A 23,313-nucleotide genomic window follows, 5' to 3' on the forward strand; every position below is an offset into this window, starting at 1 on the left:
CTCAATATTTATAGGCCATATGCAAGGCAACGATCCCTCCTGTCAGGTTATAATACCGACAGTCTTCAAAGCCAGCCGCTTCCATCATTTCCTTTAAATCCGTTTGATTAGGATGCATACGAATTGACTCAGCGAGGTATTGATAGCTTGAAGCATCGTTCACCAATAATTGTCCCAATTTAGGCAAAATATTAAATGAATACCAGTCGTATACAGGCTTTAGGCCAGGGAGTGTAGGAGAAGAAAACTCTAAAACCATCACTTGGCCGCCAAGTTTGCATACGCGATACATAGAACGAAGGGCAGCCGCTTTGTCGGTTACATTTCTAAGACCGAAAGCAATCGTAATACAGTGAAAGGAATCATCAGAAAAAGGCAATGATTCCGCATTCGCTTGCACCACATCCAGATTCAAAGACACGCCCTCATCAAGCAATCTATCGCGCCCAACTTCAAGCATAGAGGCATTAATGTCGGCTAAAACAACTCGCCCTGTTTCACCTACACGCTTTAAAAATAAGCGCGTTAAATCGCCTGTACCTCCGGCTAAATCCAATACCGAATGCCCGGCATGGACTTGGCTCAATTCAACAGTAAACCGTTTCCATAAGCGATGAATCCCAAGTGACATAAGATCATTCATTAAGTCATAGCGGTTTGCCACAGACTTAAATACTTCGCCAACCTTTTTTTCTTTTTCTTCCCATGCTACGGTTTGATAACCAAAGTGAGTTTTTTTTTGCTGTTCGCTCATGACGGCTTAAATAGAATCAAAATAAAGTAGTTTATCTTAACTGATTCCGTAATAAAAATCAGTTTTTAGACAAAAAGACCTTGTCCATTGTATTGAGCATTGTCTTGATGTCGTAAGATCCCTACTTCCCCCGCATAAAGCGTGGGAAATAAGAAATATGCTGTAGCCACTTAGTAAATATGACCTGTAGCCACTACAGTAGTATTAAGAAAACTTTAAGATTGCATGTTAAAATAGCCGATGGGAAATAGGCTAGTACACTGTACTAGGTTTGAATTGAGAAGATTATGTTACAAGTCATTGCTGAAACGTTTGCACCTTTGCTGAGCTTATTTTTGTTTATTTTAGGAGCGGGATTTTTTTCTACGTTGCTTGCGCTCGTAATGACCTTAAATGGGGCGTCACCCATTATGATAGGTGCTTTAACTGGGGTCTTTTACGCGGGATTAGTGTCGGGCTCATTTCGCATTGAGCGATTTATCACACGCGTTGGTCATATCCGTGCTTTTTCAGCATTTTCATCTACCTTAGCTATCACGTGTCTTCTGCATGGCCTATTTTATAACCCGTGGTTCTGGATGGTGTTGCGTTTTATTGCGGGGTTTGCGAGTGCTGGGCTTTTTGTAGTCATTGAAAGCTGGTTACTTTGTAAAAGTACTACCGTAAATCGGGGCCAAGTATTAGCTTTATACATGATAACCTTTTATGCTGGACAAAGCTTGGGGCAGTTTTTCTTAAACCTCGGTGACCCTCAAACCATGTTATTATTTTCCATTACCTCCATGCTTTGCTCTTTGTCTATTATTCCCTTATCGATGACGCATGTGCGTTCACCACAATACGACGAGCCATCGACCTTAAGTTTTAAGAAGCTCATTAGTATATCGGCTTCAGGAGTACTCGGGTGTTTTATTTCAGGTTTAATTATGGGGAGTACTTATGGCCTGATGCCTTCTTTTTTAAGTCAGGCATTTCATTCCAATGCCGCTGTAGCAAAGTATATGTTTGCCATTATTATAGGTGGTATGCTCCTGCAATATCCTGTCGGTAAGCTCTCGGATATTTTTGAGCGGCGCCTGGTGTTAATCGTGATTTCTTCTGCAGCCATTTTGACCTCACTCGCTATTCTTTTAATTAATCATCAAATAGGCTGGTTATTTTTTTTACTCATGGTATGTTTTGGTGGATTAACCTTTACACTCTATCCCATCAGTATCACTCAAGCTTGTGAAGCGCTAGATACAACCGATTTAGTTGCAGGAACACAAAGTCTATTGCTGATGTATAGCATTGGAGCTATGGTGGGCCCATTAATTGCCCCAGCGTTTATTGAATTTTTTGGTGAGCGGGGTCTATTTGTGTATTTCATAACCGTTTGCGCCATGGCCATCCCCATTTTAATCCTTAGAAAAGCTCAAAAACCGGCTTTACCCCAAGAAGAAAATTTTGTCTCCATGCCACAAACTTCACCCATTTTATTTGAGCTTGACCCTCGTGGAGAAGAAAATGGAGAAGTCAATTAAAGAAACGTATCTTAGATGAAGCGTCGTAATTTGAAAGTCTGTTTGGTTTTACAGACTTTCAAATCAGAGAATGTGGTTAACTTGGTTGAGAAGAAGGTGTACCAACATCCGCTTCGGGATCAGGGTCCTGGGCTGGATCATCTTCATCGCTATCATGCTCATCGCCATCTTCATCGTCCTGTTGATCATCGGCTTCATCCGTTGCCTTTGAATTATTCATTTCTGAGTCCGAAGAAGTCGCGGTGTTATTACTGGCTGCCGCGGGAGCTTGTGAGCCATTGGCTTCAGGTGTATCTGCATACGTCCAGGTAGAAAAGGAAATGAACGCCAAGAATAATAGAAAGAGTCGCTTCATAGATATCTCCATAAATTGAAAACGCATCAAAAAAATACTCTCCTACTATAAGTCGAATTGTAACATCTTAGAATAGGGAAGTAGCTAAAAGACGTTTACAAAGACTTAAATAGTGCGATACATCCGGCATGCATTGATGACGCTCTGCTAACCATAATGTCTCTGCGAAGCAATCCATCATTTTATGCTCAACACAAAGTGGATCATGATGTTTTTGAACGAGTGTTTGAAAAATGGAACGAATCCCATTGGGGCGATCGGTTGTGACTTGATCACGAACTGCTAAATGAAGCCCCATATGTAAAAAGGGATTTGTTTGTCCTAGCTCTGGATAAAACACATGCTCAGATTCCAGGGACGATTGCTCAAGAAGGGTATGATATTCAGGATGATCCAGAATGACTGCTACAACCTGCTTTTCTACCGATGAAAGTGATTCTTGGTTTCGATATTTTTTCCAACTGGTAAAAAACATCTGCCGCGTATCTTTAACTGAAGTGCCATAAAACATAGAAAAAACCATTTTTTATAAAGTTTGAGTTTAAATTAAACATGCTTTATGAGCAACTCGTATAGGAGCAGCAATGGATTGAAACGACTGAATAAAGAGACAAGCTTTGCTTTACATTGACACGGATTAGCCTTTATGAGATAGTTTCATCGCGAGGTTGGACTTGCTATGTGTCATTCCACTGGGTCAATTGGCGACACACTGATTGGCCCTTTCTTATAACAGCGTCAGTTTGAACGCCAGGTAAATCATAATCACTCCACTCACCCCTTCAACTCTTCGCCATATTTTGGCCTGCGTTAAACGCTCTGAAAAAAAATAGGCTAAGCAAGTTAATGTAGTAAACCAAACTAAGCTCGACGCAATCACACCCATTAAGAAAAGATTGGGATGATCCGGATATTGGCTGCTTCCTCCGCCAATTAAGACCAAAGAGTCAATAATGGCGTGTGGATTGAGTAAGCTAAATCCCAAAGCAAGAAATATAATTTTTGTACGACTTAAAGGTTGAGGACTTAATTTCAGCTTAGAAGCACCAGGCTTTATTGCAGAGATTAAGGAGCGACCGCCATAGAATAAGAGAAATAGGCCTCCAAGCCAGGACATCCAGATTTGAACGCCTGGATGATGTTCTAGGACATGATGCAAACCAACGACACTAAAAGTAACCAATACCACATCACAAAAAAAGCAAGTAATGGCTGATAAAACTGCATGCGTTCGCAAAGCTCCCTGCCGAATCAAAAAAATATTTTGTGGACCTAGCGCCATAATTAAGGACAAGCCCAAAGCTAAGCCACTTAAAAAGATAGGCATGAATCAACTCCAGGAGCTATGGGTGGTTTCGCTAAAAACTCAAGGTTTATGGGCAAGAGCTCGCGGGGTAACATTTCTAATAGGCGATCGAGTACTGATTTAGCATGCTTTTCTTTAAAAAAACTCATTCTTGGGCACTTCAAAGAAGGCTGCTCGGATAATTCAGAAGAGAGGGTCAATAATTTTAAAATAGCGACTTGTAAATCAGTCAGCGTTCTCGCCATTTCAATAAAGTCGGTTACCTCTTTAAGTTCATCAGCGCTTAAATATTGACTCAACCACTGACATGCGCGCTTAATTCTTTCTAATGATTGTTCAAAAAAAGACGATTTTAAATACCGTGCTGCTTCTTGCTCCATCTCAGCACTTAAAGCATTGATTGGTTCTTCAACGACAGCAATCGTAAGGTTATGATGAAGGGCATAATCCGTCCATAACTGAATCATCCCATCAACACTATACTGGAGTTCACCCGTCATAAATCTCATAGAGAAAAAATTATCACAAATAAATTCGCCTAATGGCTTTAAATGATGATAATTTTTTTTGAAAATGTAATGATCCACAAAGCGATTCATAAGATCACACAGCATATAACTGTCTTGCCAAAAATCTGCGGGGATGCGTTGTTTAAGCTCGGTAGGCATGTAATCAGCATACCCTCCTATCGTGAATTGGCCAACAAATTGGGAAAAACCAAAATCAATCGGGTAGGCAGCAAAACGTCCATCGGGTTGACGATGGAGGTTAATATTGTCCCCTTTAATGTCCCCATGCACGACTCCCTTTTTATGAAGATTTTTTATGCTGTAAAGTACGGCGAGTATTGCATTGACAAAATCTTCCGGCGTTGTTAATTCGGTTTCATTATTAGATAATTCCTTACCTGGCAAACGCCTCATCACCACTTGGCTTGGCTCGCTGCCATCATCAGCTGATCGGAAGTAAAATGCACTGTGTTTGCCATAAACTTCGCGAAAAAATTTGCTTTCATTGAAGAAAAGTATACGTTTATAATAAACACTCGAAACAAGTCGCTCCCGTTTAACAACCCAGTCTAATCCTGACTGACTTTGCAACGTCCATACGTTAGCAGAGCTACCGCCTCCTAAGTGTTGCGGCTCCACTTCAGTAACAACATCTAAGAGCTGATCACTTTGCTTATGGTACAATAAAAATTGCGCTGTTCGAGATGTTTGCACACGTCTACCTTATTCACTATCAACGGAATATAAGGCCTATGGGATTTAATAGGCTAAAAAAATGAACTTCTGATTATAATTTGTTCACCGTGGTTTGTAAATATCTAACGTTTTCCTCGATTTCTCTTTTCATCACATTAGTCGTTCTAACAAGATTGCATGTTACCGCTGACGCAGTATAAAATGCTCAATTTGTTTGTCCTGCCAATGATTACCCAAGTTTTGTGAGTTTAAGGAGGGAGCGTGGGCTCTTTGTTAAAAACCAATGCATTAGCAATCTATGTGGCTTCTGCATTATGTGTATGTTCTCCATCGCTTTATGCTGCTGAAAACAACGCTGTGAATGAATCCAATCAAACGGTGAACGAATCGAGTAAACCCGCTAACGATTCGGATAAAAAAGATGGCTTTCGATGGACGAATCCATTAATTGATGGTTATTACCCAGTCTACCCTGAAACCAAGCCAGCAACCGGTGAAAAGGAAAAGTTAATCAAACGTGGTGAATACTTAGCTAAGCTCGGCGATTGTATTTCATGCCATACGAACGTGAAGGCTGGCACGCCTCCTTATGCAGGCGGGTTACCCATTGATACACCTTTTGGAACGATTTATAGCTTAAATATTACGCCCGACAAAGAAACAGGAATTGGGAAATGGAGTGAGGAAGATTTCATTCGTGCCGTTAAACATGGTCGCGATCCTAAGGGGCGAAATTACTTTCCTGTGTTCCCTTACGTTTACTTTGCAAACATTACCGATGATGATGCCAGGGCCTTATATTATTATTTCATGAACATACCGGCCGTAAATCTTCCTAACAAAAAGCAGCCTTTTCCATTCAGTATGCCAGGCGCAAGTCTTGGGATGTGGGGCTGGAATTTACTGTTCTTCTTCCCCAACCAAAAATTTGAATACAACCCAGAACAAACCCCAGCTTGGAACCGTGGAAAGTACATTGTAGATGGTTTAGGCCACTGTAGCATGTGCCACACCCCATTAAATTTCCTAGGCTCTCCCAAGCACCGATTTTATTTAACGGGTGCTTTTATTGATGGATATTGGGCGCCTAACATTACGAAATGGGGCTTACAAGGAGCAAACCGATACGATGTTGCTGATGTATTTATTAAAGGGGAATTAATCAATATGGCAGGCCCTGTTGCAGGCCCCATGGCAGAAGTGAACCATAACAGTTTAAGTTATCTTACGGAAGAAGACCAATTAGCCATCGCTGAATATTTGAAAACCGTGGTCAGCGAAGAACCTTTAGGCCTCGCACCCACTCATAAGCAACCCACATTGAAACGTGGTAAGCAAGTGTATGTGAACACCTGCATCATTTGTCATCAAGACGGCAAGATGGGTGCTCCTTTAATTGGCAATGGCGCCGGCTGGACGATGCGACTTAAAAACAGCGGTCTATCGGGCCTTTATCGCCACGCCATTCATGGCTATAACAGTATGCCTCCGAGAGGAGCTTGTGTAACCTGCTCTGATGAGGACGTGATGTCTGCTGTGGATTATTTACTGAATAAATCCTTATCTCGCTCAGAATGGCTTGATCTGAAATCAGGAGGCGTCAGTCAACATAAGCCCGATGGGAAAATCATCTATAAAGAAGCCTGCGCAGCTTGCCATGATGAAGGGAAAATGGGTGCACCTAAGATTGGCGATCAGGAAGTATGGAAGCCATTAATTGCACAAAACTTTGATGTATTGATCCAAAATACCATCAGCGGAAAAGAGCATCCAGTCAATGGTGGTTGTAAACATTGCACGACCGGCGAAGTGATTGAGGCGATAAAATACATCGTCAGTCAATCCAAAACGGAAGGTAATTATTCGTTATGGTGATTAACTAAAGTCTACCCATTTTAAACAAGTGAGCAAAAATACTTTACGAATCATTTTGCATAATTTTAAAACATGGCGAGTAAAGTATAACTATTTAATAAAACACGATTATTTGTAAGGGGCGGGAATGCTAAAGAGGTTAAACGTCTACAAAACAGTTTTCATGCTTTGTGCGACTCTGGTTAGCCATGGTTTATGGGCCGCGGCCGATCCATGGCAAATGAACATGCATAAAGGGGTGACTCCATTAAGCCATGATATGTATGATATTCACATGGTGGCGATTGTCATCTGCGCCATTATTGGGGTCGTTGTATTTGGGGTGATGCTTTATGCATTAATTCATCACCGTAAATCTAAAGGATATACACCCGCGACTTTTCATGATAACACCCGGCTAGAAATTGTATGGACTGTGATTCCTTTTTTAATTTTATTTGGACTTGCTATTCCAGCTACGAAAGTTCTGGTTCGTTTAGAAGACAATGCTGAATCGGATGTGACAATTAAAGTCGTTGGGCATCAGTGGAAATGGCAATACGAGTATTTAGATCAAGGTATTAGCTATTTCAGTAATTTATCTACCCCTTATGCACAAATCGCCAATGAAGAGCCCAAAGGAGAATGGTATTTATTAGAAGTCGATCGTGAAGTGGTTGTGCCCACTCATAGAAAAATTCGTTTTCTAGTGACTTCAAACGACGTCGTTCATTCTTGGTGGGTACCTGAACTAGGTGTCAAAAGAGACGCCATACCTGGGTTTATGCATGAAGCATGGGCACGAATTGAAAAACCTGGTGTGTATCGTGGTCAATGTGCTGAGCTTTGCGGCATTAACCATGCTTACATGCCTATTGTGGTTCGGGCAGTGAACGAAGAAGAGTTTGAACAGTGGGTTAATCAACAAACCAAAGTGGAAGAAAAATACAAAGACACCGAGGATAAGCCCGCTGAGCAACGCGACATGACTCGAGCTGAATTAATGAAGCTTGGTAAAGAAAAATACGATTTAATTTGTTCAGCTTGTCACAAACCAGATGGTACCGGCTTGCCACCGATGTACCCTGCTTTAAAAGGCAGCTCGGTCGCCGTAGGAAATCCGATTTCAAGACACATTAGCATCATATTAGATGGCGTTCCAGGAACGGCTATGCAGCCGTATAAAGCCCAATTTACTGATGAAGAAATTGCTGCCATTGTGACTTATGAACGCAATGCGTGGGGCAACAACACAGACGACATTATTCAGCCCGCTGAAGTTGCTAAAGTTCGGCAGGGTGAAAATATTCAACCCAAAATGGTTAAAAAAGCTCAAGTTGGAGGTTTAAGATGAGCCAAGTGCTAACACATGATGATGAACATGAACATCATGGGCCTGAACAAGGCAAAGGGGTAATCGGTTTTATCAAGCGTTGGCTTTTTACAACCAACCACAAAGACATTGGTACGCTGTATCTATGGCTTGCTATGATAAGTTTTTTTGTAGGCGGCGCCATGGCGTTAGTCATTCGTGCAGAGTTGTTTCAACCTGGTAAATTGCTGGTTGATCCGAATTTCTTTAATCAAATGACCACCATGCATGGGTTAATCATGCTCTTTGGGGTTGTCATGCCTGCATTTACGGGGTTAGCCAATTGGCAAATTCCCATGATGATTGGTGCCCCAGATATGGCATTACCTCGACTTAACAACTGGAGCTTTTGGATTTTGCCCTTTGCCTTTGGGCTTTTGGGTTCAACACTGTTTCATAGTGGTGGTGGGCCTAACTTTGGTTGGACCATGTATGCGCCTTTATCAACTCGTTATGCCCCTCCCAGCACAGATTTTATGATTTTCTCTGTGCACATGATGGGACTTTCATCGATTATGGGCTCCATCAATATTATTGCCACCATTCTTAACATGCGCGCGCCTGGTATGACCATGATGCGGCTACCGATGTTCGTTTGGACCTGGCTCATTACTGCATTTTTGTTGATAGCAATTATGCCGGTACTTGCAGGGGCTGTGACCATGATGTTAGCCGATCGTCACTTTGGCACCAGTTTCTTTGAAGCAGCGGGTGGCGGTGACCCCATTTTATTCCAGCATGTATTCTGGTTTTTCGGTCATCCTGAAGTATATGTATTAGTTCTCCCTGCATTTGGGGTTGTTTCTGAAATCATTCCAACCTTCAGTCGTAAGCCGCTGTTTGGTTATCACTTTATGGTGTATGCAACCATTAGCATTGCGTTACTCTCCTTTATTGTGTGGGCGCATCATATGTTTACTACCGGTATTCCTTTAGGTGCAGAGCTATTTTTTATGTATGCCACCATGCTGATTGCTGTACCAACAGGAATTAAAGTATTCAACTGGGTGGGAACTATGTTTAAAGGCTCGATGACCTTCGAAACACCCATGCTCTTTGCTGTGGCCTTTGTGTTTTTATTTACCATAGGTGGGTTCACCGGCCTTATGCTCTCTCTTGTGCCCGCAGATTATCAATATCAGGATACCTACTTTGTTGTTGGCCATTTCCACTATGTTCTTGTCCCTGGGGTAATTTTTGCACTATTAGGCGCCGTTTATTATTGGCTGCCAAAGTGGACTGGGCATATGTACAATGAAACCATGGGTAAATGGCATTTCTGGTTATCGGTTATTTCAGTAAACTTGTTGTTTTTCCCCATGCACTTTTTAGGGTTGGCCGGAATGCCTCGTCGAATACCTGATTATGCCTTGCAGTTTACAAACTTTAACATGATCGTCACGGTTGGTGCTTTTGCCTTTGGTTTATCGCAGTTATTGTTTTTATTTAACGTCATTCAAACCGCACGTCGTCATGGTCCGAAAGTGGATGCTAAAGTTTGGGAAGGTGCTCATGGTTTAGAGTGGACCTTATCGTCTCCTCCACCTTATCACAGCTTCTCAACGCCACCTAAAATCCACTGAGTATCAAATGGCTGTAAAATCACATACCAGATTATTAGTGACGTTATTTGCCATTGTGGTTGGAATGTTTGGGTTTGGATTTGCACTGGTACCTATTTACAACAGTCTTTGCAAAGCGTTGAATATCAATGGCAAAACAAACCCGGAAGCGGTGGCATATGATAGCCATATAACGATTCAGAAAGAGCGTGAAGTTTTGGTTGAATTTGTTGCAACCAATAACAGCGGGATACCTTGGGATTTTTATCCCAAGGTGCACAAATTACGAGTGCATCCTGGCGAAATTGCTAAGCTGTCGTTTTATGCTGAAAATAAAACAAATCATCGCATGACGGTGCAAGCGATACCCAGTGTCACTCCAGGGATTGCTGCAAAATATTTAAAAAAAACCGAATGTTTTTGTTTTACCCAACAAACGCTGAATGGTCATGAAGCCATGGATATGCCCTTGCTATTTCATGTGGATACGGATTTACCAGAGCGGGTTAAAACCATTACCTTAGCTTATACCTTATTTGACGTAACAGGCCGTATGTGATGCCGAATAGAAACAGGAGAAAATAACATTATGGGAGACCACGGTTCTTACTATATTCCCAAACCCAGTCATTGGCCATTAGTCGGCTCCATTGGTTTAACTACGATGCTCGTAGGTGCTGCTTCTTGGTTGCATGAAGATTGGTATGGTCCTTATATTTTCACCGCCGGGTTATTTATATTGCTTTTCATGATGTTTGGCTGGTTTGGTCAAGTCATCTATGAAAATGAAAAGGGCTTGTATGATCTCCAAGTCGATCGTTCTTTTCGCTGGGGCATGAGTTGGTTCATTTTTTCTGAAGTTTGTTTTTTCGGAGCGTTTTTCGGGGCGTTGTTTTTTTCTCGCTACTGGTCGGTTCCGATGTTAGGCGGACAAGTACACCCTATCACGCATTATACTCTCTGGCCTAATTTTGATGCGACTTGGCCGCTTTTGCAAAATCCTAATAACCAGATCTTTGTGGGAGCAAAAGAAGGCATGGGGGCATGGGGGCTAGCTGCGATTAATACGTTAATCTTATTGACGTCTGGTGCTACCATCACCTGGGCTCATTGGGCTTTGAAGTATAATAAACGTCGCCAATTGGATATTGGACTCGCCTGTACCATTGGTCTTGGTATTTTATTCTTATTCTTACAAGCGCATGAATATTACGAAGCTTATACAGAAATGAATTTAACGCTGGATGCTGGAATTTATGGTACAACCTTTTTTATGTTGACTGGATTTCACGGATTACATGTAACCATTGGTACGATTATTCTTATTGTCATTTTAGGGCGATCTCTCAAAGGCCATTTTACACCGGAGCGCCACTTTGCGTTTGAAGCCGCTGCATGGTACTGGCACTTTGTTGATGTGGTGTGGTTATTCTTGTTTATTTTTGTTTATTGGTTGTAATTGGCGTAAGGTTAGATGGCCCGGACAAGCTGGGCCAAGTAGGATTTTTTATCTACCGGACTATGTAGTTTTTTACCTGCCGGCCTATGTAAATTTTTAACAGCCTGAGCACGTATAGTTTTTAGCCAGCCGGACCAAGTGGGATCTTAATCTGCAAAAGCCATGTGAGATTTCATGTCGCTTTACGATGATTGCCGAAGCTCCGCGGCAGCGATTGTCGCTTTCTCAGGGGAATGGACTTCTCTTAGTTGGAATTCTTCATCGAGTTGTCCAATGACACGAATGGCTTCGCTGATGGATGTGGTGCCATCTAAAATTAAATCCAAAACCTGCTCTGCTAAAGGGTGATACGTTTCATTATTTAAAGCCGCTTTGGTAAAGGTAGAAGAGTCATTTTTTCTTAAAGCATCTAACATCTCAGGATTCATTTCCAGGAGTTCATAAACCCCAATCCGCCCAACATAGCCTCGAAAATTACAAATCGAGCAGCCTTGGCCTTCTTTAAACGGTAAATTCGGATCAACCCCCATGGACTTTAACCAAACGGTTTCCGTTTCGTTAGGCTTATGATCCGTTTTACATGCATCACAAATCACTCGGACTAAGCGTTGCCCGATGATGGCTTTTACAGCTGCTGCAACCATATAACCCTCAGCGCCCATATCAATTAATCGCATAGCAGAGCTCATGGCACTGTTGGTATGTAACGTGGCCAATACGAAGTGACCCGTTACTGCTGCGCGCATGGCAATTCGCGCCGTTTCCGCATCCCGTATTTCACCGACCATGATAACGTCGGGGTCTTGACGCAACATAGATCGCAGGACACGCGCAAACGTTAAATCAATCACGGGATTCACTTGAACCTGACTGATACGTGGAATTCTATACTCCACTGGATCTTCTACGGTCAAAATTTTCCGTTCAGGTGTATTTAACCGCGACAAAATACTATAAAGCGTGGTGGTCTTACCGCTTCCTGTAGGCCCTGTGACCAAAAGCATGCCATAAGGCTTGGTATAAACTTTTTCTAGCTCTTTAATCATAGACTCAGGAATACCAAGTTCTGTAAGATCCCCAACTGTAGAAGATTGATCCAATAGCCGCATCACCACGGCTTCGCCATTGGCAGTCGGCATCGTTGAAACCCTTACATCAAAGGTTTTACCTTTCAGGGTAAAATTAAATCGACCATCCTGAGGAACGCGTTTTTCGGATATATCAAGATTGGCACGTAACTTTAAGCGTTGAATTAATGCATTAATGATACGCTTATTCTCGAGCACGGTTTCGTTTAATACCCCATCCACGCGAAAGCGGATGCGTAAAGAATTTTCATCTGGCTCAATATGAATATCCGAGGCACGTGCCTGGACTGCGTCACGAAATAGTGAATTCAAAAGCTTTACAACCGGGGCTTGCTCTTCACTCTCAGCTTGTTCATCAAAAAGTTCATCTTCTGCAAAGGCAATATCTTCAAATATTTCACCAGACAGTTCTTCAGCAAAACTGCTTATTTCTTCTGTTCGTCTATAGACCCGGTCCAGAACTTTTAATAAGGCATTCTCGCTAACAACAGCCATCTTAACTGGTTCTTTTAGCAGTCTTGAAATAGCATCAAAAGCGTTAATATCGAGGGGATCAGCCATTCCTACCAGTAGCGCATTATCTACTTTTTTTAAGACTAAGGCGCGATAACGCCTCGCATACGTTTCGGGTAAAAGCTGGATTAACGCATCATCGAGATCAAAATAATTTAAATCGATAAAAGGTATGTCTAATTGTTTGGCGAGTAGCTTAAGCAATTGATCTTCTTTGATAATGCCCATATCAATGAGCACGCGACCGAATTTTTTACCCGATTTTTTCTGTTGCTCACTGGCTTTATCTAATGTTGCTTGATCAACCAGATGCTCTTTTAGTAATAATTCACCAAGTCGAATTCGCTTCATATCTAACCCTGCAATAATTTTAAACGGCTCTCAGCATAGGCCCTAACTGCGGGATCAATATCGTAACTTTCGCTCGCTCGCCGATAGGCACTAACAGCCTGCTGCGTCGCATTTCTCTGCTCTAAAGCGATTCCATAGCCTAACCAATATTGGCCATTTGAGGAATCTATTTCAACCAATTTTTGATATAAGCTACCGGCTTCTTTTGTACGGCCAACGGTTTGGTATACCGCCGCCAATAACCCATAGAAATCTGGATTACGATAAATATCGGGCGTAAACTGAGACAGAATTTTTAACGCTTCAGGCGCTTTATCCTGCTCAAACAACAAGCGGGCCTTCATCGTACTAAGACCCAATGCATTGGGTTTAAATGACAACCCTTCATCGAGAACTTGCATGGCTTTACTCAATTGCCCATTTGACATATAAACAGCAGCAAGGCTTTCACGAGCAGCATTCGACGTAGGAAACTTAAATATAATTTGATTCAAAAGCTGTATAGCTTTGTAATCATCCCCATCCTGAACTGCCATTAACGCTTTATTAAGCGTGTAATCATGCCATTGCTTATCTGTTAACTCATTAAATACTTTTTCAACGTGTTTTTTCTTTTTCTTATTCGTTGGCTTATTTTTTTCTTCATAATCAAGTATAGCTGGTTTTATTCTCGACGCTTGCTGTTCAAACTCTCGAATGCTAACTAACGAAGAAGAAAGCGTTTGCATAGGAGGTGCTGGCTTATGGAGCTCTTGTTGCTGAATTTTGGATTGAACAGGCATTTTTGTCCGTTTGAAATCAGAAAATGAGATGTTTACGAGCGAGGATTCATAATGTACAGGTTTTTTAGGTGTTTGAATCGACTTGACGTTAACATTCGATACGGGTACAGATAGGTGGGGCTTTGACGTCTTAAACTCTTTTAAAATCAATAAAATAATAAGGCTCAATGCTAAAATACTTGCCAACCAAATAGCGCCTTTGATAATACGGACTTTAGTCGATTTTGGTTGCGTTGGAATGAACGTGAGAGTGGGCTTTACGTTGGATTTATTTTCGTTGAGATCTTTAAGCATCTCATTTAAAAGACTCATTAGAGCAATCCCAGCTTCCAATAAACTGCTAACACTAAGCTAAGCGCAAGGCCGCTAACGACTACCAGCATGATGTTGGAGTTTAGGCGATGTTTTTTAGTTGTCTGTGCGGATTCGGTATCAGCAATCGCTCGTTTCACAGCAGCCACATCCACCGTATTCGCTCCTCGCCCATATGAAACCAACATCGATTTATGACAAAGAATATTGAGTAGTCTGGGCAATCCACCACTCGCACGGTACAAATGTTTTTTAGCGCCTGATGAAAACAATGAGCCATAAGTATAACCCGCTTTTGCCAACCGGTGATATAAATAAACATCGAGCTCTTGTTTGGCCAAGGGTTTTAACGTATAAGAAAACGTAATCCGCTGCTTTAATTGCCTTAGGGAAGGCTTATCTAATTTCGCTTCTAATTCCGGTTGGCCAAAGAGTACCACTTGCAATAACTTTTTCTCTTCCGTTTCAAGATTAGTAAGTAATCGAATGGCTTCTAGACACATCTCAGGTAATGCTTGTGCTTCATCAATCAGCAATACCGTTTTTTTACCGGCTTTATGCAACTCAAGCAATCGATGATTAATGGCTTCTAAGAGCTGATGTTGTGGCAAATCTTTTTCAGGTTTAAGTCCAAGCTCGGTTGCTAGAGACAATCGTAAACTATCAGCGCTTTGGTCTGGATTTGGGATGTAGGCCGTTACAAAATCAGGGTCTAGAGCATTGAGCAACAAACGACAAAGCAAGGTCTTTCCTGTGCCAACCTCACCTAATATTTTGATAAACCCTTCGCCGTGTTGCAAACTGAGCAACAATACATTTAACGCTTCTTGATGCGTAGGTAACTCGCAATAAAATTCAGTATTCGGTGTCAAGGAAAAGGGGGGTTTGCTTAATTTAAAATGTTCAAGGTACATTTTTAACTCCCTTTTATATTATCCTACATTCAGCAGTTGAATCTATTTCGAACAGCCACTGCATTGAAGATTCAACAGCCGAATTTAGAATTATCGAGTTCGGGGCTGACTATAGTAACCGGCCTCAGGACCAAAACTAACGGGCTCTTCGCCTTCCGTTCCATAGATATCAGGACGGCCACCAATATGGAACCCTTGTTTCAATCGAGCAACGTTTTGCGTGCTCTCAATTAAATGCCGTGTCATGGATTTTTGATTAATCACTGTCGGCTTAAGCAAGATAACCAATTCACTTTTTCTTGAGCTTTGCTTAGTTGCTCTAAAAAGTGTTCCTAAAAAAGGAATATTGCCGAAAAAGGGAAGCTGTGCGATATCTTCTTCGGTTTGGTTTTGCATCAAGCCGCCAATCACCACGACTTGGCCATTTTTAGCATGAACAATGGTATCCGATTCTCGAATTGTACTACGAGCCAGCGGCAGCTCCAAGACACCACCCTGATCACCCAAATCGATGGTCTTACGTTGATCACGCACCAAACTCACTGAGGGATGAATATGCAACGTCACATTATTATTGGAGTCAATTTGCGGCGTTACATCTAACGTAATTCCCGAAAAAAATGGTGTTAAATCAACGCTTTGAGTCGGGTTGGTTGCGGCAAGTCCCGTAGCTACGTTTTGAGTTGAATTAATATTGGTTACGAAAAACTCATCCGTTCCTACTTTAATCATGGAAATCTGGTTGTTCATTGCCGCTACACGTGGACTGGAGAGGACCTGAACATTACCCTGCGTTTCCAATGCTTGAATGGTGGTGGTAAAACTCGTATTCCATTTAATGTCGATTTTAAAAGCATCAGGGAATTCATCTTGCGTGATATCAGCACCTGCCTCGGTAAAGTTACTCAAGGCATTGAGTTGGGCACCAAAAATTTTCCAATCAATCCCCATCTGATATTCATCATTTAAAGTCACCTCGAGAATTTTTGCCTCGAGAATGACTTGACGATCCATGCTGTTTTGAACCAAATCAAGATAATTCTCAACTTGTTTTAATTCTTTAGGCATGGCTCTAACAACTACGACCCCTGCTAAAGGATTTACCGTTACGGAACGACCACCTTCTGTTCCGATAATGCTATCTAAAGTGCCTTTTAATTGCTTCCAAAAATCAACCGTGCTGGTTGTGTCTACTTCGCCAATGCGGCTTTCAACGTTGGTCGTATTGCCCGTTGAGGATGTGGAAGTACCACCAAAAGCAGTATTGGTGGTGTTGGTGGCTGGCGTTTGAGTCACTTCACCTGAGCTCAACGTCATTCGTGACCGACCTTTGCGTTCAAGTTCCAAATAGTTCACCGCAAAAATCTGTGTTTTTAGCGTGTTAGGAAGGATTTCATACCCACCGGGTATGCGGTTATACGCATAACCATAGACATTTTCTAAGGTCTGAAGCACCTCTTCCATGGTGACCCGCTTTAAATTTAAGGTAATATTGCCTTGAATTTCAGGACTAATGACAACACTTAAAGGCGTATCCGCAAAAAGCCCTGTAAAAAATGTTCGCGCAGGGACATCTTTAACCGAGATATCAAAACGACGGGATAAAAAATTTCGCTGTGGGGAGCGAATTTTAATCTCTGGCATGAGTTTTTTACTGATTTTACTTGGTGTTCGGCTTTCAGATTCCTTATACAAGGCTTGATTGCCAGCGATGCCTTGTCGAAGGTCAACGTTCATTTCATCAATGGCGGTGCCTTTGATAGGCTGATTCGTGGTGCATGCAACCAGTGTTAATAATAAAACTAAAAGCCCTTTTCTCATGCGCATTAATTCCAAATACTGCGATCAAATAAATAAATTGTCAGTCGTCGACCAGACTCAGACAGCACCACCGAGTTCCGCTCAATGGCGACAACTTTGGCATCACCCACCACATCGCCGACTGTTACAAATTTATCATTAATTAAGGCCATCCGTCGCGACTTTCCAATAATGACTGATTGCAAATTATAACTTTGGTTTTTTTTATCCCCCTTTGGCTCAAGATTTCTATATAAAGAGGGTCTTGTCGGATCTCGCAATTGCTCTGTTGCTGCATTTATCTTCCCTGATAATAAAGGAAATACTAGGATTAAGCAAAATTTAAACAAAGCATATTGATTCATTTTGAAGCCCCAGGTTTCATCGTTGAACGATCGGTTTTAGAGGGCATTAATGTATAAAATTCAATCGTGGCGATAGCCTCCGGATACGTTTCAACTTGATAATCCATTTTATCCCAATACAATTGCCAAGGTAACGCTTCCACTCGTTTCAAATAATTTAAAATGGGAAAATATTGACCTTTAAGCACCAATTTATATTGCGTACGTGTGCTTGGAAGCTGGATAAGATTTTCTGTAGTCGCTAAAGAAGGTGGGGCTTCTTGTGACTTTTCTTTTTTTTGCTTTTCTTTGTCTTTTTGCTCAGACTTTGTTTCAGGCGTTGCAGCCGAAGTGACTTTAGTCTTGGTTTCTAAGGTTTGTTCCGGCTTGTCTTTTAAATAATCCACGTTAGAGAAATCTAAAATACTGACTTCATTCGTTTGCTCTAGCATGGAATATAGCAGTTGGGCTAATTCTTTTTCGCCAATAAAACGATGTTCGTATTGAGAAATTCTTGTATCCAGTTTCCGCATTTCTTCTTTTAAACGTTCATATTTATTCATTAATTTGGCTACCGTATCGTCTTTGGCCAAATTTTCTATGACTTGTCTTTTTGTGTTGAGTTCCGTTGCCTGGGTAATCTGTTCTACCGTTTCTTTTTGAATGCGTTGCAATTTATATTTCTGCGGAAGATAAAACCCCAAAACCCAAATCGCTAGCACCACAACAAATGTTGTGCCAACGAGTATCGCACGCTTTTGCATGGGCATGCGATCAATCATAAACTGCCATTTAATTAACTGGTTTTTCATCTTTTTTTGCCGCGGGGTTTGTTTTTTTATTCTCAGGTTGTTTTTTAGGCCCTAATAATGCGTTATTAGCCACCTCAAACTCAATGTAATTTTTCTCTTCGACTCTTTTTACATAAAATAAATCGAAGTATACCTCTTGAAACACCGCTGATTTTTGGAGCGCCTGAAGCAATAAGGAAACAGCCACCGGTTGTAGGCTATATCCTCGTAAGGAAATATTTTCGGTATCTTGATTAATATAAAAGGAAGTGAGCCAGAGATCTTGGGGTACAATTTTGGCAAAGGCTTCCATATAGCTGGAAAAAGGCTTTCGTATCGTCGCATGGGTTACTTTCTCAAAGTGCTCTTTCTTGGCTTTGAGCGCACCCTCGTATTCCGTCACTTGATCAACTAAAGGTTTATCTACTGCTAACAAAGGATAGGACTGGGCAATTTGTTGGAAGCTTGTTTGAGCGCTTGCCTTTTCTTGTTGCGCCGTTTTTAATAATTGCTCTTGCTTATAGACAGTAATGCTTCGTGAAATGCCAGTAACTGCCAACATTAAAATGAGTAAAGCGAGAGTCAGACTCACCCATTTTGCAGGCAAATAATTGGTTTCTTTTGCAATCGCTTTAAGAAAATTGATTTGCTGGTTCATTTAGCCCCTCATCCCAGTTTTCTTCTGCAAAGTTCAGTGCGCCTCCTATACTTACAAACGTGTTTTTTTGTTCATCGAATGAAAAAGAGGCCTCAGTGGTTAGATAATAAGACAAATTTAGTAAAACTACGTCTTGCGTTAACTCTTTTTCAAGAAATTCAAGCAAGCTTTTAGCCTGATAAAAATTAGGCGTCAAGATAACTTTTTTGACTTCTGGAAGCTTTAATTCGCTGATGCAATAATCCATACTGCGCTGAATTTCTAATAATAAATTTTGTGAGGTTTCGTCCGTTGTATGTATAAAATCTTTTTCAGAAAAATTTAATTCACGAACCAAATACAAATCATATTTATAGATAATTTGCACCTGGCATCGCTCATTCGCTAAATTAATGACAATCGCAGGGGCTTTTTCATCATCAGGAATTAGAGTCGTCAAATTTCTTACCGCTAATTCTGCAATGCCCACTTGTTTAACGTATAAAAACGCGTCTCTAAATATATTGAGCCGAGCCAAAAGCGTGGACATGGGTGCAACCGCTACAAACACCTTCTTTCGCTGTCCAGCAACCCCATGAGGGGGAATTGGGAAAATATCCACCAAGATATCATTCAATGGGTAATCCACTAACCCTTTTAGCCGCCAGCGTAAAGCTTTAGCCATATCGCTTTCAGGAATATCTAACGCATCCATCAAAATTAGTTGATACTGACCAGGACTTAAGATCACTTGACAATGTTTACCAAGAATGCCTAAGCGCTCAACATCTTCGGCCAAGCCCTGGGTAATTAATTCCTGGATATCATCCTGAAACTCACGATATTCGTTAAACAATATTTCATTGTTATTGCGAAGAGCTGAAATACTATAGCTTTTTTGACCGAGGTATATGGCAATGGAGGGCTTATTACTTCCGCCTTTTTTAAATCCAAACATGAAATCCCTTCCTTTGAATCTGCCCTAATAACGAGAAGTGTATAATATCCGAGAACGTTATGAAAACATTGATGCATGATTAGCTCCGTAATCTCACTGTTTTCATTCTGAATTAATTAATCACATCATACCAGGAGCTAGAAGGAGAGCGCCTGGGAAATATCGCACTCACACCAGTAAGATCATTTGAAGTTGATACCCCGGCGGTTATAGATTCTACAGTGGAACCATTATAATGCAAGCGAGTGCCGTTATCTCCCACAACCCAAATATCTGTGGTGCTGAGCACTTCAACGCCTGTTAGATTATTGCCACTGATTACAAAAGGACCGTTCAAAGAACTATTATCAAAGGTGTAAGCCACGCCATTATCTCCTACGGCTACACCAAAATCCCCAAACCCATCGCCATCAGTATCAATTACCGAGATAGAGCGCAGTGGAGCTGCAACCGTGATGACAACCCATATGCCGTCGCGATAACGAATTAACTTGCCATCGGAATTGTTTTCTGAAGATCGACCTACAAAATAGGCATCACGTGGCGTGCTGGTTCCATTATCAACGATCTCAACGCCGTATAATTGCCCGATACGGTTTGTTGCTGGAGAAGTCGGTAGTGGCAAATTAACCCATTCACTACCATTGTACAATAAAGCGATCCCACGATTACCTGATCCGGTACCGTCTCTTCCGCCTACTGCTGCACCGATATCAGCATAGCCATCACCGGAGGTATCTAGGGTTTTAATAGCAAATAAGTAGCGCTGTTGAGAATCAGTGCCCGATTCATCAATTGTTTTGCCACCACAAGGTAATAAACACCAGTTTGTGCTGTCATTACTTGCATTTCTTACCCATCTCAATATCGTAAAAGATGATCCGCGATTTCTATCACCAACAGCCCATGCTTCATTGGTCGAAGTCGCATCCACACCAGTAAGGTTGACTGCTTCAGGTGGTGGTGGAGTATAGGTAATGAAATTTGTCCAGCTATTACCCTGTAACCTTGCAATTCTAAAATTAAACTGATCTTGTCTATCCGCAACAGCCCATGCGCTATGATAATTTAGGGCTGAAATGGCATTAAAATTAAACGTTCCTGGAGATTGATTATCCCATTGCAATTCGGATGCTCCATTCCAGCGCAGTATCGTTCCGTTTTCTCCTACTGCAAACACCACCGGTTGCTGAATGCCTTGTCGATATTGTCTTACGCCTTCTGGATTTGTGGATGCAGAGTTACCCGTGGATTGAATTGTGCATTGATATTGGCTAACGAGCGACCCACTCGCATGGGATAGAGACATGCTGCCGTCTTGTGCTCGTGTTACTCCAGCTAACGTGGTCGCATTCGCGATGCGATCATACTGAAAGACTTCCCGTCCAATAAGCACCCGTCCATAAGGAGCAAAAACGGACGTATCGGAAACGCTAATGATAGTTGGGCTTGCACCAGCAGAAATTGGAGAGCTTAAGGTTGAAAAGGAGTATCTTGGATTAATTAAATTTGCAGCATCGCTGGCTGGAACGACCGTAAAACCACCTCCAGACATTGACACGGTGCTCGATAAGCCAACACAGGTTTGACGATTGGCAAGAACACTTTGCGTTAAGTTTTTTCGCCCTTGCTCTAAACCACTTTCCGCGATGAAAACGGCTTTATTTTTAGCATTCAAATGAATTGAAAATAAACTCGCTCGCACTGCCATTGCGACAATCGCAGCACTTAATATGCCCACCAATACAATCATTGCTACCGCTGCAATGGCTAAAAAGCCTCCTTGTCGCTTCATAATTTTTTTCTCACCAAAGTCCCTGCTATTAAAGAGAAGGGAATTGCTTCTTCTGCAATCGTCATGGCTAACGTTACAAAACGCACGTTTGAGGCAGAGGCTGTCGTGCCGAGTGAAGCATCAAAATAACTGAACGTTAACCCTGTAATCCCAGAACAGAGTGTGTAAGCCGTGCCACCATTGACACTTCGGCTTAAATTACCCCCGCTTAAATTAATAACAATTGATTGTCCTTGTTGGTTTACAAAGCTCATGCTATTGCTTCCAATCGCACTAATGCTTTCAGCGCTTTTAATTTCACGCATTAAAGCATCTGCTGCGATATTAGCTTTCCCGGCTACTTTTAAAATGGGTTTAGCGGCAAAGTAACTTCGAAAGGCTTCGGTTAAAAAAAGGCCGGCTGTGGCGGAAACAATGCCTAATAAGACAATTCCTATCACCATTTCAATTAAGGTGTAGCCTTTGGCTTTCATTGCACAAACCTCATCGTCAGTGTGGCATTTCCTGCACCTGATACCGTCACGGTCGCCGTTCTAATACCCCCTGAAGCAGGAGGAATAGAACTTGTCACGATTAAATTGTTATTGGTTGCAAACGTTGCTAGTGGGGCACATGCAGCAGGAGAAGAACCTGCTGCACAAGGGTCACTAATGCTATTAAACCCATTGACTAACCGTTGTTGAAGAATAATATCCATACGCGCCTTGGCTAATTGACTGGCCGCAAGGTTTTTACCTGGATTTTCACCCGCCATCAAAGCTGCATTAAAGGCAATGAGTAGACCTGAGCCCACAATAGATAGCACAACGATATACAAAATAATTTCAATTAATGTAAAGCCTGAACTTAATTTCATTGCACAAGCCCCGTTTGTGGTATAACCGAAAGGTTTTTGGTTTGGCCTGCTGCGGATACGGTAAACGTTAACGTACTGCTTAACGGCGTACCTCCGCTAGTATAAGGACGGCCAACCGAATCAAACACTAATGTCGTCGTTGGTGTGATCGTTAATCCTTGAGGATAAACAACGCTTGTGGCTCCGGTTTGAATATCTGGAACTGGTGTGCCGTTTTGATCTTGGATTTGATATGAGCCAGCGCCCACAACGATTTTATAACGTTGATTCTTACTATTAGATAAAACTTTGGTGTAATTTAAATCTTGATAAAAGGTATTGGCAAAACCTTCTGCGGTGATGGCTTCTATGGCTGTATTTGGCGACCAGGTTACCATAACAAGCGAAATTATGCCGACTACAAGGATAACTATAGACAATTCAATTAAGTTAAAGCCAAGTGAGTGCTTCTTCATTTCTCTTGTAACGCCCGCGATATAATAATTAATTATAGCTTAGAAAGCTTCTTTAAGAGGGTATTACAGCGATAACTTATTGTAAAATTGTAATAACGTATTACGATCATTTCTTCATTCATCTTCACCGATGAAACACCATAGCGCCGAGGTAAAACAACCTTACCCGCATGGTTACTGCGGTCAAAGCCGCAGTACGTAGACGTGCCCCCCTACGTACTGTGCTTTAAGCCATAGATATCTACACAAAAAGAATAATTAGTATTTAATATGGGATTTTAGTAAAAGTGGATAATAATAAATGGATTTAGAGTTACGCCATAAAAA

23 protein-coding genes are annotated in these 23,313 nt (G+C 41.6%); 6 read left to right on the plus strand and 17 right to left on the minus strand.

The annotated features are described in order from the left end of the window. Position 1: 1 nt before the first annotated feature. The gene (ubiE, locus tag E1O41_RS07045; protein WP_131776610.1) at positions 2-754 is read right to left on the minus strand and encodes a bifunctional demethylmenaquinone methyltransferase/2-methoxy-6-polyprenyl-1,4-benzoquinol methylase UbiE; all 753 of its coding nucleotides are present in this window, start codon (positions 752-754) and stop codon (positions 2-4) included. Between the two features lie 287 nt (positions 755-1,041). Between ubiE and E1O41_RS07050 the strand changes: the two genes are divergently transcribed. Then, positions 1,042-2,277, plus strand: coding sequence for an MFS transporter (locus E1O41_RS07050; RefSeq protein WP_131776611.1), 1,236 nt, complete (start codon positions 1,042-1,044; stop codon positions 2,275-2,277). 76 nt (positions 2,278-2,353) lie between these two features. Here the strand turns inward: E1O41_RS07050 and E1O41_RS07055 are convergent, their stop codons facing one another. The 4 genes from E1O41_RS07055 to E1O41_RS07070 all read right to left on the minus strand — a co-directional run bounded on the left by E1O41_RS07055 (position 2,354) and on the right by E1O41_RS07070 (position 5,161). After that, a complete protein-coding gene (locus tag E1O41_RS07055; RefSeq protein WP_131776612.1) occupies positions 2,354-2,632 on the minus strand; it encodes a hypothetical protein in 279 nt (92 codons plus the stop codon). A gap of 67 nt (positions 2,633-2,699) precedes the next feature. Beyond that, positions 2,700-3,143: a DUF1841 family protein gene (locus E1O41_RS07060; RefSeq protein ID WP_131776613.1), complete on the minus strand. Its 444-nt coding sequence runs from the start codon at positions 3,141-3,143 to the stop codon at positions 2,700-2,702. A gap of 216 nt (positions 3,144-3,359) precedes the next feature. Beyond that, positions 3,360-3,959, minus strand: a complete 600-nt coding sequence (locus tag E1O41_RS07065) for a LysE/ArgO family amino acid transporter (RefSeq protein ID WP_131776614.1) — start codon at positions 3,957-3,959, stop codon at positions 3,360-3,362. Further along, on the minus strand, positions 3,944-5,161 hold the full coding sequence (locus E1O41_RS07070; RefSeq protein WP_131776615.1) for a protein kinase domain-containing protein: 1,218 nt from the start codon (positions 5,159-5,161) through the stop codon (positions 3,944-3,946). The genes E1O41_RS07065 and E1O41_RS07070 overlap by 16 nt, the downstream gene beginning before the upstream one ends. A gap of 429 nt (positions 5,162-5,590) precedes the next feature. Between E1O41_RS07070 and E1O41_RS07075 the strand changes: the two genes are divergently transcribed. The 5 genes from E1O41_RS07075 to E1O41_RS07095 all read left to right on the plus strand — a co-directional run bounded on the left by E1O41_RS07075 (position 5,591) and on the right by E1O41_RS07095 (position 11,390). Continuing rightward, positions 5,591-7,018 (plus strand): c-type cytochrome, encoded by a 1,428-nt coding sequence (locus E1O41_RS07075; RefSeq protein WP_229669342.1) that lies wholly within the window; start codon positions 5,591-5,593, stop codon positions 7,016-7,018. 127 nt (positions 7,019-7,145) lie between these two features. Then, positions 7,146-8,351 carry a cytochrome c oxidase subunit II gene (coxB, locus tag E1O41_RS07080; protein ID WP_131776616.1) on the plus strand — a complete coding sequence of 402 codons (1,206 nt, stop codon included), beginning with the start codon at positions 7,146-7,148 and terminating at the stop codon, positions 8,349-8,351. Continuing rightward, complete coding sequence (ctaD, locus tag E1O41_RS07085) at positions 8,348-9,952, plus strand: cytochrome c oxidase subunit I (protein WP_131776617.1); 1,605 nt, start codon at positions 8,348-8,350, stop codon at positions 9,950-9,952. Before coxB ends, ctaD begins: the two co-directional genes overlap by 4 nt. A 7-nt stretch (positions 9,953-9,959) precedes the next feature. Next, positions 9,960-10,490 carry a cytochrome c oxidase assembly protein gene (locus tag E1O41_RS07090; RefSeq protein ID WP_131776618.1) on the plus strand — a complete coding sequence of 177 codons (531 nt, stop codon included), beginning with the start codon at positions 9,960-9,962 and terminating at the stop codon, positions 10,488-10,490. A gap of 30 nt (positions 10,491-10,520) precedes the next feature. Continuing rightward, complete coding sequence (locus E1O41_RS07095) at positions 10,521-11,390, plus strand: cytochrome c oxidase subunit 3 (RefSeq protein ID WP_131776619.1); 870 nt, start codon at positions 10,521-10,523, stop codon at positions 11,388-11,390. A gap of 182 nt (positions 11,391-11,572) precedes the next feature. Here E1O41_RS07095 and E1O41_RS07100 read toward each other — a convergent pair whose 3' ends face one another. The 12 genes from E1O41_RS07100 to E1O41_RS07155 all read right to left on the minus strand — a co-directional run bounded on the left by E1O41_RS07100 (position 11,573) and on the right by E1O41_RS07155 (position 22,986). Further along, complete coding sequence (locus tag E1O41_RS07100; RefSeq protein ID WP_131776620.1) at positions 11,573-13,342, minus strand: GspE/PulE family protein; 1,770 nt, start codon at positions 13,340-13,342, stop codon at positions 11,573-11,575. 2 nt (positions 13,343-13,344) lie between these two features. After that, complete coding sequence (locus E1O41_RS07105; RefSeq protein WP_131776621.1) at positions 13,345-14,436, minus strand: tetratricopeptide repeat protein; 1,092 nt, start codon at positions 14,434-14,436, stop codon at positions 13,345-13,347. Next, entirely contained in the window at positions 14,436-15,350 is a 915-nt protein-coding gene (locus E1O41_RS07110) for an ExeA family protein (protein WP_131776622.1), read from the minus strand. Before E1O41_RS07110 ends, E1O41_RS07105 begins: the two co-directional genes overlap by 1 nt. A 90-nt stretch (positions 15,351-15,440) precedes the next feature. After that, positions 15,441-17,171 carry a pilus (MSHA type) biogenesis protein MshL gene (gene mshL / locus E1O41_RS07115; RefSeq protein ID WP_165481142.1) on the minus strand — a complete coding sequence of 577 codons (1,731 nt, stop codon included), beginning with the start codon at positions 17,169-17,171 and terminating at the stop codon, positions 15,441-15,443. 5 nt (positions 17,172-17,176) lie between these two features. After that, positions 17,177-17,515: a hypothetical protein gene (locus tag E1O41_RS07120; protein ID WP_131776624.1), complete on the minus strand. Its 339-nt coding sequence runs from the start codon at positions 17,513-17,515 to the stop codon at positions 17,177-17,179. Then, positions 17,512-18,306 (minus strand): suppressor of defective silencing 3, encoded by a 795-nt coding sequence (locus tag E1O41_RS07125; protein WP_131776625.1) that lies wholly within the window; start codon positions 18,304-18,306, stop codon positions 17,512-17,514. Before E1O41_RS07125 ends, E1O41_RS07120 begins: the two co-directional genes overlap by 4 nt. Then, positions 18,287-18,943: a PilN domain-containing protein gene (locus E1O41_RS07130; protein ID WP_131776626.1), complete on the minus strand. Its 657-nt coding sequence runs from the start codon at positions 18,941-18,943 to the stop codon at positions 18,287-18,289. The genes E1O41_RS07125 and E1O41_RS07130 overlap by 20 nt, the downstream gene beginning before the upstream one ends. After that, on the minus strand, positions 18,918-19,880 hold the full coding sequence (pilM, locus tag E1O41_RS07135) for a type IV pilus biogenesis protein PilM (RefSeq protein WP_131776627.1): 963 nt from the start codon (positions 19,878-19,880) through the stop codon (positions 18,918-18,920). Before pilM ends, E1O41_RS07130 begins: the two co-directional genes overlap by 26 nt. A 112-nt stretch (positions 19,881-19,992) precedes the next feature. Then, positions 19,993-21,675: a hypothetical protein gene (locus tag E1O41_RS07140; RefSeq protein WP_131776628.1), complete on the minus strand. Its 1,683-nt coding sequence runs from the start codon at positions 21,673-21,675 to the stop codon at positions 19,993-19,995. Next, positions 21,672-22,148 carry a prepilin-type N-terminal cleavage/methylation domain-containing protein gene (locus tag E1O41_RS07145; protein ID WP_131776629.1) on the minus strand — a complete coding sequence of 159 codons (477 nt, stop codon included), beginning with the start codon at positions 22,146-22,148 and terminating at the stop codon, positions 21,672-21,674. The genes E1O41_RS07140 and E1O41_RS07145 overlap by 4 nt, the downstream gene beginning before the upstream one ends. Beyond that, entirely contained in the window at positions 22,145-22,531 is a 387-nt protein-coding gene (locus tag E1O41_RS07150) for a type II secretion system protein (RefSeq protein WP_131776630.1), read from the minus strand. The genes E1O41_RS07145 and E1O41_RS07150 overlap by 4 nt, the downstream gene beginning before the upstream one ends. After that, positions 22,528-22,986, minus strand: coding sequence for a prepilin-type N-terminal cleavage/methylation domain-containing protein (locus tag E1O41_RS07155; protein WP_131776631.1), 459 nt, complete (start codon positions 22,984-22,986; stop codon positions 22,528-22,530). Before E1O41_RS07155 ends, E1O41_RS07150 begins: the two co-directional genes overlap by 4 nt. Positions 22,987-23,313: the final 327 nt, after the last annotated feature.

It is taken from the genome of Legionella impletisoli (assembly GCF_900639875.1).
In the GTDB taxonomy this organism is placed as follows: Bacteria; Pseudomonadota; Gammaproteobacteria; order Legionellales; family Legionellaceae; genus Legionella_A; species Legionella_A impletisoli.